Origin of the sequence: Pedobacter miscanthi, from assembly GCF_032678605.1 — a bacterium.
Taxonomy (GTDB): domain Bacteria; phylum Bacteroidota; class Bacteroidia; order Sphingobacteriales; family Sphingobacteriaceae; genus Pedobacter; species Pedobacter miscanthi_A.
Genome location: NZ_JAVTSU010000015.1, coordinates 40,529 through 53,716, shown reverse-complemented (window position 1 = coordinate 53,716; position 13,188 = coordinate 40,529). Strand labels below are relative to the sequence as shown.

The window sequence follows — 13,188 nt, the reverse complement described above, 5'->3', positions numbered from 1 at the left end:
AAAATTATTTAGCGTACTTGTATTTGCGGTAATAATGTTGAAAAATTGCAAAGAATATTAACAATAACAAGGGCGCTACTACATTTACGAACTGCCATTTGGTTTTTTCGAGCTTAATTTTAGCTTTATCCAACAACCTGATCCTGACTTCTTTATTCCGCAGTGCAATCAGGTTATCTTCATCGGTAAAATAATCAACAACATTCAATAATAAGGCTTTATTTCCATAAGTACGTTGCGAATAACGATCAAAACCCAGCGGAAAAGGTGAACCATCTTTTTCAGAAACCTGATTTTTAAAGATATCACCATCTCCAATAATAATCATTTTACCTGGTTTACTGGTAGTTTCTGTGGTAAAAGGAGCTGTAATGCCCGCCGGCAAGGGCCTGCCGGCAAATACAGAAGGAAAATTTCCTTCTAACATCACCCCAACATGCTGCGGAACACTTTGAAATGCCCGTGGATCCAGTTGTTCTGCCACCATAGCCAGGCTAAATGGTTTTGGCGTATTATACACCTTATTAAATGGAGAGGTGCTTAAGATATAAGATTTGCTTACACCTTTTGCTCCAATGGTATCTACTGTACTCGGAAATTCTGATTTGATACCATCTAACTTTTTAACAACACTATGAACGGTATCGGGCAATAAAATCGGGTAATAAATCCAGGGTACCAGCTGCATTTGTCCCTGCCCGCCAACGGCTCCGGTTGAAATGGGAATTTCTGCACTGTTTGCCGGATCGGCAATGATATTGTAATTAATCCTGGCGCCATACATAAAAAGCATGTCATCAAGGTTCAGGTTATTGTTGGTAGCCATTTCACCTCCCCTACCCCTTAAACTATCCAATTCGGCAGTAACCTGGTCAATACTCCAGAGGATGCTTCCACCCTTCATTACAAAATAATTGATTTTGTATTTTTCGGTTTCGGTAAAAGGCTTTTTCGGTTTAGCAATTACCATCATGTTAAGCTTATCTAAGCCCTCTTTGGTAATGGTGTTTAAATCAACCCTGCCAGTAATATAATTATTGGCCAATGTGGTTCTGGCATCATACAACTGTAAATCAGACAATTCTCCATTAGATTCTGTAAAGCCAATTCTTGGATTATAACCATTGATCAGCTTTTTAAGGCTTGAAGTTAACGTATATTCAAGGTTTTCGATAGATCGGTTAATATTTTCTTCATAACCTCCTACAACATTAAAATTCTGGAGTAATTTAACCGGCATCTGTTTGCCATTGCTTTCTATCATCGCCATTGGCACCACCAGTTTCTCGGTTGAACCACTTTCTGTTTTTAAGGTCGTCCTGGTTGCCTCGATTCCATTTTGTGCCAGGTTGTATATTACCGTATCCTGTTCCTGCGTACTTAGGCCAGCTAACGGATCAACAAAAACCAGTTTAAAATCTGCTTTTGAGTAGGCTTTGTAATCAGACAGGATATCACTTACAGCGGCTTGCAGACGTTTAAAAGCTGGTGGCAATTCACCATTTAAAAACACGGTGATAATTACTGGTTGTTCATTTTTTACGAGCAATAATTTTGTTTTTTCATTCAGCGTAAAACGTTTGTCGGCCGTAAAATCGAAACGGTGAAAAACATAAGACCCAGCCACATTTAAAACAATTAATACAGCGATTATAATACCAAAATTAATCCATTTATTTTTCAGTTTCATTATCGTTTCCCTCCTATGATTAATTTGGTTACCAACAGAAACAAAACAGAGAATGTGATAAAATAAATCAGGTCCCTGGTATCTAAAACACCACGACTGATGGACGTATAATGCTGATTGATGCCAAAATTGGATATGGTAGCTTCAATAGGCTGAAAAGCAGTAATCTGACTGGTATAATCGAAACCTAAAAAGGAAAATGCACATAAAGCAGCGCAGATAACGAAGGCAATTACCTGATTTTTAGTCAGCGCTGAAGAAAATATGCCTATAGAAGTAAAGGCTGCTCCCAATAAAAATAAACCGATGTAAGAACCAATAACTGAGCCTGAATCAATATTTCCTTCGGGAAAACCCAGTTTTGAAATGCTGTAATAATAAACCAATGTAGGAATTAAAGCAAACAATACCAGCACCAAACTGGCGAGGTATTTAGCCACAACAATCTGCCAGATCCGGATTGGGCGTGTAACCAGCAACTCATAAGTCCCTTCTCTCCTTTCTTCGGCAAAAGAGCGCATGGTAATGGCTGGAATAAGAAACATGAAAAGATAGGGCACCAAACTAAAGAAACCGCTTAATTCGGCATAACCATAATCAAGTATCGAGGTATCGGGGAAGAACCAAAGTAACAGCCCTGAAACCAATAAAAAAATGCCGATGGTAATATAAGCAACCATCGAACTTAAGAAACTGAATAACTCGCGTTTAAAAACTGCGTACATGTGCTATTAAAACGCCGAAGTTAACCATTTATTCCTGCAAATTAAATACCGGCTTTACAAACGAGGAAAACAGCTTAAATTTTATGAGGTACAGTAGATGGTTAATTAAACAGCGTAGTTTTTGTTTTTTATGACCACCTGAGTTTTCCATGTTACGATAAATTTAGAATTGAATTTTTCAAATACACCTGAGCGTTATAATCTGTCATTCTGAGGGATAATTTATGGTATAAAAATCAATATTAGTGACAGATGGGTAAAAAGGTAAATGGCTTCGTGGTATCGTCATTTCGACCGCAGTAGAGAAATCTTTTAAACTTGATTTGATAACTTGTTACAAAGATTTCTCTCCCGAATGTTCGGGATTACACTCCAGTCTGAATGACGACCACTATTTAGAATCTGTCATTGATAGAGGTTAGCATTTTTCTAATACATTGGAGGTTTAATGACAGTGCGTAGAATCGTCATTGCCAGCTCGACTGGCAATCGTAATGCCTTAGTAGGGATTGCAGGTTGCATTAAGATTCCCACCTGCGCGGGAATGACGACCACTATTTAGAATCTGTCGTTGATAGAGGTTAGCATTTTTCTAATACATTGGAGGTTTAATGACAGTGCGTAGAATCGTCATTGCCAGCTCGACTGGCAATCGTAATGCCTTGGTAGGGGTTGCAGGTTGCATTAAGATTCCCGCCTGCGCCTATCGTATGGACACAATTAATTATAAAGATTCTTTTCCCGCTCTATGCCGCGGCGGCAAGGTAGTTTTTCACAGTTAATGTTGTTTTTAATGGTGTTCAAGAATGCTGCGCATTTTGGGGCGCCAAAGTACCCAAAGCGCTTTGTCAATCTGGCAATCTGGCTTCTTACCATCCCACGCTCATCAAAAAAACAGCGGCAATTGTTTTGCTCGTTTCTGCTCAATGAAAGTTTGAGTGATATTTTCACAAAACCACTGCGTTTCAGGTTTGGTAGTGCAAGTTGTCCTATTGTGCAACTGTTTTTTTTGATCCTTCCGCCACTTGGGATTGACGGGCGTGCTTCGGTAAGGGCTGTGTTATTTCAAAGCAAGCTAGCATAACGCCACAAAAATTTAAAAAAGATGTGTCCACACCATAGGCCTGCGCGGGAATGACGACCACTATTTAGAATCTGTCATTGATAGAGGTTAGATTTTTCAAATACATTGGAGGTTTAATGACAGTGCGTAGAATCCTCATTGCCAGCTCGACTGGCAATCGTAATGCCTTAGTAGCGATTGCAGGTTGCATTAAGATTCCCGCCTGCGCGGGAATGACGACCATTCTTTAGAATCTGTCATTGATAGAGGTTGGCATTTTTCAAATACATCGGAGTGTTGATGACAGTGCGTAGAATCGTCATTGCCAGCTCGACTGGCAATCGAAATGCCTTAGCAGGGATTGCAGGTTGCATTAAGATTAGCTTCGCTGAGCACTTCGTGGTTCCCGCCTGCGCCTATCGTGTGGACACAAATATTAGATTAGTTTTATTTGCTCCTATGCCGCAAGGCATCAAACTTTTGAGGCATCAAAAGTATGCAAAAATGCTTTATCAATCCAGCAAGGGGCCTTTTACACAATCCCCATACATATCAAAAAAACAGTGACACTTTGTTTTGTTTGTTAGGGCTGGGTGAAAAGTTTTTGCAAACATGAAACACAAAACCACTGCGTTTTAGGTTTGATAGTGCCATTTGTACTACTGTACGCCTGTTTTTTTGATTTTCCTGGCCCTGGGGATTGACGGGCGTGCTTCGGTAAGGGCTGTGTTATTTCAAAGCAAGCTAGCATAGTGCCTTATATAGTGCCTAAAAGATGTGTCCACACGATAGGACTGCGCGGGAATGACGATTAATTTTTATAATCTGTTATTGATAGCTTGTTGAAGGACTAAGTGAAGTATTTTAGTATGTTTCGACGACTTTTCCAGATTCTTAGGGAAGCTCAACATGACAAAATCTAAGGAGAAATTGCTTTTTGATACAACCTCTCCTTTGATTTAATAGATTTTAGAAAGAAAAACCTACTCCAACTGATAATACCCGATTGGTTACTTTCGATGCACTTGCATCCGAATAATCAAGATTACTTAAACCTAAACCATAACCTGCATGAATGTTAAAGCCATTATTTAACTGATAACCGGCTAAAAAATTAACACCAAAATCTCCACGTTTCATGCTTCCGTCTTTACCAAATTTAATGTCTTCGTTTGATGAATCACTAACTGAAGTCCCACCGTATGTTAAAGTTGCTGCTGTTTTTGTTTTTCCGCTGATGGCCATGGCATAATAAGGACCAGCACCAATAAAAAACTTTCCGCTGCCGGTGTTAAAATTAACGACTGCATTTACCGGAAGTTCGATGTACATTGTACTCAATTTAGCATTGCCAGTTAATGTGTAGGAGTTTCCTAATTCTGCATGATATTCAGAAAGATCTGCCTTGCCACCTTTACCAATTAGCGATAAGCCAGGCTGAATAGAGAACATATCAGAAACTGCAATATCAACCGTACCTCCTACATAAAAAGAAGTATTTGTTTTCCAGTTGTCGCCTTGATTTTCTGTACCTGAAGTTCCAAAAGTAGGAAAGGTAACCCCTGCTTTTACACCGATTTTGATGTTGTTAGTTTGAGCTGAAGCTGCAAAACCTAAGCCTGCAACTGTTAATAAAGATAATACTAATTTTTTCATCTGATTTTTTTGAGAATTGTTTTTTAGTTTCCGTGTTTTCACCTCTTTGGAAGGAAAACGCTACAATAATAAAAAAACTAATTTAATAGTTAAAGAATAAGCCCTGATTTATTTTATTAACTACGATACCCTGAATAGCTTATAAACAACAAAGCCCCGAAGTAATTCGCGGCTTTGAAAATAAATTGTAGTTTCTTACTATAATCCAAAACCAAAAGCTACGCGTAAACCAACTATACCAGAAGATACACCTTTCTGAGAATAGCCTTCGTAGCGAACGCCAAAATCTAAGTTATTTTTAGGACTCACTGAAAATGAAGCACCTAGGGTTGGCGCATAAATAAATGCAGTACCCGCCCCTTCGTTAGTACCGAAACCAGCACCTAATTCTGCAGCACCGTAGAAATTACCGCCAAAATAATATTTGGCTCCAACCTTAACAGGAATTAAGCCGCCACTAACATCAACATCCTTTTTAGTAGAAAATGATGATAAATATCCTGCTGAACCTGTCAAGTTTAAATCTTTTGCTACGGGATGTTCATATTGTAATGAACCACCAGCTACCAACAAACCTAGGTCACTTGAACCTTTTTCAGTAGGTAAGCCTATTTCTGCGCCTATTGTGATTTTTTTTACTGCGCCTTCTGTTTGAGCTGAAGCTGCAAAGCCTAAGCCTGCAACCATTAATAAAGATAGTAATACTTTTTTCATGGGATTATTATTTATTGTTCGTTAATTATTTCGGTTTTTAGACAAGCATTATGCCAAAAATGTTACAAACAAAATTAAAAACACAAAAAATGGCACTTAATAAGTTGATTTAATGCAAATTAAGCAAATAAAGATTTTATTCCGGAAAGGTGTATCCGACTTTAAAAGGCGATAAAATTGTATGTTTTTAATGAAAATTTCAAAAAATGATACGGTAGAGGTGGTTATATTCCAAGAACATAAGCAAGTCTGACGCCTACAAATCCTTTGGAGTTAGATTTATCTAAGCCTGTTATGTTATTTTTACCCGTCCACGCTTCGTAGCGGATGCCTAAATCGAGCTTATTGCCTCCAGAAAGGTTAAATTGGTTGCCAATGCCAGGCGACCAGGCAAACAAAGTTTGTTGGTTTTTATTTAATGGCAATGCAGCCCCTAACTCACCTTCGGCATAAAAATGCTCACCCAGCTGATATTTCAGTCCGGCTTTTGTTGGGATATAAGTTAAATCCTGAACATGAAATAATTGACTTCTTTTGCCAAAAAAGTTCATAAAACCTGCGTTTAAGGTAACCGCAAAATTGTCAGCAATTGGAAGATCAGCCTTAAAGGATGCTCCAAGTCCTATTCCAGATAAGTTAGAAAAGTTTCCTGATGGCAAACCCAATTCTGCAGCAATACCGATACCTGCCATATTTTGGGCCTTTAATGCGATGGGAACTGAAAATAATAAAACGACAATTAATATGATTTTGTTGTTTGAACCAAACATGGATTAAGCAGTAAGTTTTCTGAAAATATCTTCTAATGATTGTTGTTGGTGAGCTTTTTTCAGGCCTTCGAGCGAATCGTTGGCTACTATTTTACCTTTGCTGATGATGATGATATCATCGCAAATGGCTTCAACCTCCTGCATAATATGTGTAGAGATGACCACCGTTTTAGCAGCACCCAAATTTTTGATCAATAGCCTGATATCAACCAGCTGATTAGGATCGAGACCGGAAGTGGGTTCATCTAAAATTAAAACCTCGGGATTATGGATAATGGCTTGTGCCAAGCCTACCCTCTGGCGGTAACCTTTTGATAACATACCGATTTTTTTATGCTGCTCTGGCGTTAAACCTACCATTTTGATCACTTCATCAATACGGGCGCTTAAGTTTTCGATTTTATATGTCTGCCCAACAAAGCTTAAAAACTCTTTAACATACATATCAGTATAAAGCGGCGTATTTTCGGGGAGGTAGCCTATATGTCTTTTAGCTTCTATGGCCTGCGAGGTAATGTTTTTACCATAAATTTCTGCTGATCCTGCGGTTGGTTCTAAATAACCGGTAAGCATACGCATAGTGGTTGATTTGCCCGCTCCATTCGGCCCCAAAAAGCCTAAAATCCGGCCAGGTTTAGCCTCGAAACTGATGGCATCTACAGCCTTTTGCTTACCGTAATGTTTAGAAAGATTTTTAACTGAAATACTCATTTTATGTTTTTTACCACAGATTTGCACAGATAAACACAGATTTTAAACCTATTTATCCGTGGTTATTCTGTTCAGCTGTGGTTAATTAATATGCGATGAATTTAATTTTTTATTGTACCTGAATTTGTCCAGCTCTTCTGATGCCTGAAGCAGGTTATCTCCCGATAAAATATCAGCACCATTGTTAACGAGGTGGTAATATACCATTTTAGCCGGTGCGGCGATTGCACTTTTATCAATATTGCCCATTGTACCTAAAATAGTTGTTATGCCCTTGCTGTGCAAATATTGGTATAATTCTTTATCTGGAGCAGAAACACCAACAAAAGCTACGATCCGGTTATTGGGAATGCCCATATTGTTTAACCTTTTTAGCTCGGTTTTCTTTTGAACAGAGGCCGAAATCATTAAATCCGGCGCCAGTTGATGTACTTCCTTCGCCTGATCGGCCGTGTAGGTAATGATAATCGAATTACTTTCTACTTGGTATTGTTTTACCTTTTCGATCACTTTGGCATAAGAAACGCCTTTTTTTAAATCGATGGTTAACAAAACCTTGCCTTTGCTCCAACTTAACACGCTATCTAAAGTAGGGATCTTAAATTTGGTTTCGTTGCCTTCGTTATCCTTAAGATTAAAGGCTTTTAATTCCTCGTAAGTGTAATTAGCAACTAGTCCTTTACCAGTGGAAGTTCGATCCAGTTGATCATCATGCATGATTACCATTACGGAATCTTTACTGTAAGCAATATCAAATTCAATAATTACAGGATTGTAGGTGGTGGCATTGTTAAACGTTTCAATACAGTTTTCAGGAAAGCCCGGCATTGGTCCGCCGCGGTGGGCACTGATTAAAGGAAAGCGGCGTTCAGGTGACCACTTTAAGAATTGGTATAATTCTGCAGGAGTATTAAACCTAAGATATTGATGGCTTTTTTCTTCTGGTTTGCACGAGCTAAACACGGCAATAATAACCAAGAATAGTAAGTGATGGAATTTCATGGTTCAAAAGTAGGAAAAAATGGAATGTTAATCGGTTAATTGTTTAAACGCAGAGAGGTTAATTGCATAGTTCCTGATCTTAGATCTCATAAATAGTTAACCAGTTTAAACAATTAGCCCAACTACAATCTACCCAATTAGGCAAATCCATTCTTTATCGCAAAAACAGCCAGGCCAACGCGGGTTTTCAGTTCCAGTTTTTCGCAGAGCTGGTCACGGTAACTTTCAACGGTACGCGGGCTGCAAAACATTTTATCGGCTATTTCTTTGTAATTGAGTTCGGTAACGGTATATTTTAAAAACTCTTTTTCCCGCTCTGAAATTTTGATTTCGTTCTCTTTGTTTTTATTGAGACTGGAGAAGATGATTTTTGATGCCCAGTCGGGATAAAAGAAACCATTGCTATCTAGTTTGGTTAAGGCATTTTCGAGTTCTACCGGATGCGCATTTTTTAACAAATAACCTGTTGCACCATTACTCACCATTTTAATTACACTTTTTTCTTCATCCTGCATGCTTAAAGCCATCACTTTTATATCCGGATAATGCTCCTTTAACCAGCTTACGGTTTCATAACCATCCATAATGGGCATACTGATATCCAAAAGTACAATATCGGGTATTATACAATTGCTTTCGAAATTTCCGATCATGTCTTTCCCGTTTTCGCACACATAAATCACTTCAAACGCTGCAAAGTTATTAATAATACCCTGAAGCGCTTTCGCGATGAGGATATGATCATCAACAACAACTATTGTTTTTTTCATGATTGTTTATCTAGTAAAATGGTAAGTGTGGTACCGAAATCGGGTTTGCTTTGCAGGTTAAAATGTCCGCCAATGATTTCGGCCCTTTTTTTCATGTTTTTTAACCCGATACCATCTGCAGTTAACTTTTCGTAGTCGAAACCTACGCCATCATCCTGTATGCGTAGTGCCAAATAAAACTCGGGAGATGATTTTAATTTGATGGTAATATGATTACAACGTGCATGTTTTAAGCTGTTCTGCAAAAATTCCTGCGTAATCCTCAACAATACGTTCTTTTTTACAAACTCCAGATCGATATGTTCGAAATTATGTTCAAAAGTTACTTTACACCTCTTTAAAGCATTAATATGGTTTACTTCTTCTTGTATTAAAGTTACCATTTCATTTTCAATTACATTATCGTTGGTCAGGTTTTTTGATAAACTTCTTAAATCCTGTAAGGATGCATTGATGATCTGATAAATCTGCTCAATCCTTTCATTTTCCTGCGGTACTTTATTCTCATATACCAGCTGCTGGGTATAAAGGCTTACCAGGGTTAATTTTTGTCCGATATTATCATGTAACTCACGTCCGATTTGCTGCATGGTTGCCTGCTGTATTTCTAACTGTGTTGTTAAAAGCTCTTTTTGATGAATTTCGTTTGTAATTTCGATTTCATTCAGGTATTCTCTTTTGCGCTGCTTATATTTTTTAATGTACACCAAAACGGCCACCACAAACAGCACAAAAAACAGGTTAAATAAAATAATGGTAATTAAGAGTTCTGTTTTCCCCATATAAATGAAATTGAGAATAATACATACATTATAATACCTGAAATGAGGAAATAATCAAAATAAATATCCCATATCCGGAGGTATTTTACCAGTAAGTAATAAAATGTCCAGAATGGTAATGTACCAATATAAAACAGGGTTACTCCTAAATTAATGTAGAACATCCTGTTCTTGTTAAAATTAATAATATCCGAAGAGGTAATCTGCTTATAATATTCCATCAACACTAAAACCATTAAAATAAGGCTCCCGAAAGTGTAATTAAATGAAAAGATGATTTTACTTCCTTTAAAGTAAAATTCGCTTGGAATAAAGGAAATCAAATACAATAAGGAGAAAATGATAAATAAACCCCATTTTTTCAATGATTTTACGGCATATAACCAATAAAAAAACAGAAACTGCAAAGGAATTACCAGATAATTATAAAACTGCGCTTTTGAGAAGGTGATCAGATTCTCTCCGTATTTACCAAAAAGCTCACATACAAAAATAAATACGAGGTAGAAAACGAAATATTGCCAAAAGTTATTGCTTGTATTTTTATAATATGAATAAAGCGCAATTACAGCTGCCACCCCTTCTATCCACAAGAGTGCATTGCTTAAAAAATTTTGGATACCTGTCATTTTTTAAATTTAAAAAGACTCTTGAACAGCCTCAGCTGGCGGAATAAGCTGCCCATGGTTTTGCGCCATTACCTCTCCCGATTGATCATCACTAACCTGGGCATCCATCATCATCATGGCAACCGGATGTTCTTTTTCGCGATCGTTTATCGAATAAGTAGCTTTATCCAAAGGATTAAAGTCGTAATCCTGGTAACTTCCATTGCTGATCTTCTTTTTCAAAGTCGGGATCATCACCAGCGTATGTTTTTGGGCATACACTTTTTTTATCGATTTTTCATTATCAAGGTTCTCCCATTCGCTTTCTTTTGGATATGCAGCATAATAAAAACGTACGCCCAATGCGCCTATTCCTATACCCGGGTTTCTCTTTTTGGTTTGGTATTCGATATCGGTTATAAATTTTTTCAATGTTTTTAAACCAAAAGAAACCGAGTGGGCATCATTAAAACCCAAAGTTTTATTTATAGCTTCCAAATGGTTATCACGATATGCGTTCACCATCTGTTTAATCAATCTGCTGTCCATCGTATTGGGATAACTCCTATCCCCGTCCCTATTAATCAATGCCATTATTTTTTGCAGTATATAAAGTACCAATGCACCGGATAAAAATGCGATGGCATAAATAAGGAAATGTTCCATTTTCATAATTTTTAGGTTTTGATTAAAGTTAATGTTAATTCTCAAAAGTGATAAAACTTTAAGGGATAAGGCATGGGGTTTTCCCCATATTTTACTGTTGTTTTCACTGCAATTTATTTTGTTGCTTTCACTACTGGCTTTTAGTGGTTTAACTAAGGTTTTTGTAGCACCTACTCTCCAATTTTGGGTATTGTTAATTATCAATCAAAACCAATTGGGAAGAAGCCGAAAATCCTAAATAGAGTAGGCAATATTTAAACCTGAAAACCATGTCAAAAACCTTGAAAAAGAAGAAACAAAGAATACACAGTAAAATCTAAAACCTCTTAATAGGATAATCATGCTATTAGTTTATTAAACAAATCACAAAAATTATTATTCGCCATTAAATAAATTGTAAAACCATGGAAAATTTTAAAGAAAGAAAATTAATCTCAGTAAAGGAACTACAGAGAGTCAAATCAATTCCTCTGGAAGTTGCTGAAAACAGTCACATTACAATCGGTCCAAATGAAAAAATGTTTTCAGATGCTTTACATTATGTATCTATTAAATCATTTGAAGACCTACAAGAATTAAGTATAATTCCACAAGGTTTAAGTAAGGAAAGTATCTTAAAAGCAATTTCCGAGGATGATGATGAATCTCTGACAATTGCAAAAAAAGACTATAACTTTTCAAAACAAAGTGATTGTAAATGTCACGATCACGTTGAGCATTCCTTGCAAACCCAGTATAGGAATATAAGAAGGAAGGGCAACTTTCAATTAGCTAAACTACTTACCAATCATTACGGCAAACAGATTTTATGGGATGACTTTGAAGCCATACACGCCTATAAAATGACCATGAATTTATTGAAAAATCCGCGTCTTGGATTAAATGTAGTGTATTTTTCATTAGACGACATCATCATTAACACGAATTCTACGCTAACAGTTAATTCTGGTACAGATCTTATTAAAGGTAGAAACTTAGTGATACATACAAACGGAAAAATGGAAATCAAATCATCCTACCTTTTCTTAAAGTGTAAAACAGCAAAAGCTTATTCGAACAAAGTCGAAGGCCGCTCTACTTCAATTTTAACCAGTAAATAGATAAAAAATTAGTTAATAAAAATCATATTAAAATGCATAATATTATTTTAAACGGTACAGATGGAGCTGTAGGCTTTAGTGGACCAGAAGGATTAAATGGTGGTTTAGGTATTAACGGAAACAAAGCAAATTGCCCATGGTGTTGCGATGATGATTGTGCCGAATTAGGTGCCGCAGGGGGGCCTGGTGGCCCCGGCGGTAATGGTGGAACTGGCGGCCCTGGTGGAGCAGCTGGAAATTTCAGATTAGAAGTAGAAATATACTATGGTGGTTTTAATATTTCCAGTGTGGGGGGTAAAGGAGGAGATGGAGGCACTGGTGGTAAAGGGGGTACCGGAGGCAAAGGTGGTAAAGGTGGCGATGGGGATGACTGTGAATTAGGAAGACACGGCGGAAATGGAGGATCTGGAGGGAGAGGCGGAGATGGCGGTTTTGGCGGCCCGGGCGGTCGAGGCGGCGACGTTTCGATCGTGATGAAACATAATCAATCTGGAAGCACTCAAATTCCGTTACAAACCAATGGTGGTGCAGGTGGCCGGCCAGGCGTAGGCGGCTCGCAAGGTTTAGCTGGACAGCCTGGAGATGATGGTAAAACAACAGGGACATTTTCTAAAAGCAGCGACTGCAAAACAATGGGACCGGTTCCGGGTTGGGGTTCTGAAGGAGGTGTTGGAGTTTCTCCGGTTAATGGGGTTGGTTCAACAGGTACCGAAGGAATTATAAGTATTATTACAACCGGTAGCGATACTCCCCCTACCCCATAATTAATTAGGTTGGCGTTTCTCGTCAAAGATCGGTGTTGCATTTAGCAGCGCCGATTTTTTTACACCATAAAGTTAAACATTTATAATTTCACAATATTGGCTACCTAAACCTGATTGCAGCGAGCACGATCCTGATTTTTCATCTGGAGAGGTAAAGCGGAGCAGGA

13 protein-coding genes are annotated in these 13,188 nt (G+C 37.8%); 2 read left to right on the top strand and 11 right to left on the bottom strand.

The genetic code is table 11. The features are described 5' to 3' along the window. Positions 1–4: 4 nt before the first annotated feature. The 11 genes from gldG to R2R28_RS20985 all read right to left on the bottom strand — a co-directional run bounded on the left by gldG (position 5) and on the right by R2R28_RS20985 (position 11,157). Positions 5–1,690: a gliding motility-associated ABC transporter substrate-binding protein GldG gene (gene gldG, locus R2R28_RS21035; RefSeq protein WP_316827628.1), complete on the bottom strand. Its 1,686-nt coding sequence runs from the start codon at positions 1,688–1,690 to the stop codon at positions 5–7. Further along, complete coding sequence (gene gldF / locus R2R28_RS21030; protein WP_316827627.1) at positions 1,690–2,415, bottom strand: gliding motility-associated ABC transporter permease subunit GldF; 726 nt, start codon at positions 2,413–2,415, stop codon at positions 1,690–1,692. Before gldF ends, gldG begins: the two co-directional genes overlap by 1 nt. 2,032 nt (positions 2,416–4,447) lie before the next feature. After that, the gene (locus R2R28_RS21025; RefSeq protein ID WP_316827626.1) at positions 4,448–5,134 is read right to left on the bottom strand and encodes a porin family protein; all 687 of its coding nucleotides are present in this window, start codon (positions 5,132–5,134) and stop codon (positions 4,448–4,450) included. Between the two features lie 198 nt (positions 5,135–5,332). After that, positions 5,333–5,848, bottom strand: a complete 516-nt coding sequence (locus R2R28_RS21020) for a hypothetical protein (RefSeq protein WP_316827625.1) — start codon at positions 5,846–5,848, stop codon at positions 5,333–5,335. 224 nt (positions 5,849–6,072) lie between these two features. Then, the gene (locus R2R28_RS21015; protein ID WP_316827624.1) at positions 6,073–6,540 is read right to left on the bottom strand and encodes a hypothetical protein; all 468 of its coding nucleotides are present in this window, start codon (positions 6,538–6,540) and stop codon (positions 6,073–6,075) included. Between the two features lie 81 nt (positions 6,541–6,621). Then, positions 6,622–7,329, bottom strand: coding sequence for an ATP-binding cassette domain-containing protein (locus R2R28_RS21010; protein WP_316827623.1), 708 nt, complete (start codon positions 7,327–7,329; stop codon positions 6,622–6,624). 81 nt (positions 7,330–7,410) lie between these two features. Next, positions 7,411–8,331: a glycerophosphodiester phosphodiesterase family protein gene (locus tag R2R28_RS21005; protein ID WP_316827622.1), complete on the bottom strand. Its 921-nt coding sequence runs from the start codon at positions 8,329–8,331 to the stop codon at positions 7,411–7,413. Positions 8,332–8,468: 137 nt separating this feature from the next. Then, positions 8,469–9,101 (bottom strand): response regulator transcription factor, encoded by a 633-nt coding sequence (locus R2R28_RS21000; protein WP_316827621.1) that lies wholly within the window; start codon positions 9,099–9,101, stop codon positions 8,469–8,471. After that, positions 9,098–9,883, bottom strand: coding sequence for a sensor histidine kinase (locus R2R28_RS20995; protein ID WP_316827620.1), 786 nt, complete (start codon positions 9,881–9,883; stop codon positions 9,098–9,100). Before R2R28_RS20995 ends, R2R28_RS21000 begins: the two co-directional genes overlap by 4 nt. Beyond that, entirely contained in the window at positions 9,862–10,512 is a 651-nt protein-coding gene (locus tag R2R28_RS20990) for a hypothetical protein (RefSeq protein ID WP_316827619.1), read from the bottom strand. The genes R2R28_RS20995 and R2R28_RS20990 overlap by 22 nt, the downstream gene beginning before the upstream one ends. A gap of 9 nt (positions 10,513–10,521) precedes the next feature. Beyond that, entirely contained in the window at positions 10,522–11,157 is a 636-nt protein-coding gene (locus tag R2R28_RS20985) for a hypothetical protein (protein WP_316827618.1), read from the bottom strand. 404 nt (positions 11,158–11,561) lie between these two features. On the opposite strand from R2R28_RS20985, the gene R2R28_RS20980 reads away from it, so the two are divergent. Together R2R28_RS20980 and R2R28_RS20975 are read left to right on the top strand one after the other, a co-directional pair. Beyond that, the gene (locus R2R28_RS20980; RefSeq protein WP_316827617.1) at positions 11,562–12,257 is read left to right on the top strand and encodes a hypothetical protein; all 696 of its coding nucleotides are present in this window, start codon (positions 11,562–11,564) and stop codon (positions 12,255–12,257) included. A gap of 32 nt (positions 12,258–12,289) precedes the next feature. Then, on the top strand, positions 12,290–13,021 hold the full coding sequence (locus tag R2R28_RS20975; protein WP_316827616.1) for a hypothetical protein: 732 nt from the start codon (positions 12,290–12,292) through the stop codon (positions 13,019–13,021). Positions 13,022–13,188: the final 167 nt, after the last annotated feature.

Coding starts and splice junctions, on each gene's coding strand:
- R2R28_RS20985 (WP_316827618.1), bottom strand. CDS start 11,157: ATGGAACATTTCCTTATTTATGCCATCGCATTTTTATCCGGTGCATTG.
- R2R28_RS21020 (WP_316827625.1), bottom strand. CDS start 5,848: ATGAAAAAAGTATTACTATCTTTATTAATGGTTGCAGGCTTAGGCTTT.
- R2R28_RS21025 (WP_316827626.1), bottom strand. CDS start 5,134: ATGAAAAAATTAGTATTATCTTTATTAACAGTTGCAGGCTTAGGTTTT.
- gldG (WP_316827628.1), bottom strand. CDS start 1,690: ATGAAACTGAAAAATAAATGGATTAATTTTGGTATTATAATCGCTGTA.
- R2R28_RS20975 (WP_316827616.1), top strand. CDS start 12,290: ATGCATAATATTATTTTAAACGGTACAGATGGAGCTGTAGGCTTTAGT.
- gldF (WP_316827627.1), bottom strand. CDS start 2,415: ATGTACGCAGTTTTTAAACGCGAGTTATTCAGTTTCTTAAGTTCGATG.
- R2R28_RS20995 (WP_316827620.1), bottom strand. CDS start 9,883: ATGGGGAAAACAGAACTCTTAATTACCATTATTTTATTTAACCTGTTT.
- R2R28_RS21015 (WP_316827624.1), bottom strand. CDS start 6,540: ATGGCAGGTATCGGTATTGCTGCAGAATTGGGTTTGCCATCAGGAAAC.
- R2R28_RS21010 (WP_316827623.1), bottom strand. CDS start 7,329: ATGAGTATTTCAGTTAAAAATCTTTCTAAACATTACGGTAAGCAAAAG.
- R2R28_RS21000 (WP_316827621.1), bottom strand. CDS start 9,101: ATGAAAAAAACAATAGTTGTTGTTGATGATCATATCCTCATCGCGAAA.
- R2R28_RS20980 (WP_316827617.1), top strand. CDS start 11,562: ATGGAAAATTTTAAAGAAAGAAAATTAATCTCAGTAAAGGAACTACAG.
- R2R28_RS20990 (WP_316827619.1), bottom strand. CDS start 10,512: ATGACAGGTATCCAAAATTTTTTAAGCAATGCACTCTTGTGGATAGAA.
- R2R28_RS21005 (WP_316827622.1), bottom strand. CDS start 8,331: ATGAAATTCCATCACTTACTATTCTTGGTTATTATTGCCGTGTTTAGC.